The organism is Paraburkholderia sp. BR10923 (genome assembly GCF_040948765.1).
Lineage (GTDB): Bacteria > Pseudomonadota > Gammaproteobacteria > Burkholderiales > Burkholderiaceae > Paraburkholderia > Paraburkholderia youngii.
Window position 1 is genome coordinate 1 of the sequence record NZ_JBFPKO010000196.1, and the last position, 285, is coordinate 285.

A 285-nucleotide genomic window follows, 5' to 3' on the forward strand; every position below is an offset into this window, starting at 1 on the left:
GCTTTTTCTTGGCCTTCATGATGTTCGGCAGCGTCACGTAGCGCGGCTCGTTCAGGCGCAGATCGGTCGTGACCACGGCCGGCAGCGTCAGCGACAGCGTTTCCGCGCCGCCATCCACTTCACGCGACACCGTCGCCTTGCCATCCGCCACGACCACCTTCGACGCGAACGTCGCCTGCGGCAGGTTCGCCAGCGCGGCGAGCATCTGGCCGGTCTGGTTGGAGTCGTCGTCGATCGCCTGCTTGCCCAGAATGACGAGCGAAGGCTGTTCCTTGTCGACCAGCG

At 65.3% G+C, this 285-nt stretch carries 1 pseudogene; it reads right to left on the bottom strand.

Annotated features, from left to right (window positions below):
• A pseudogene (locus AB3X94_RS42090) lies at positions 1–285 on the bottom strand (electron transfer flavoprotein subunit beta/FixA family protein); the annotation flags it as partial.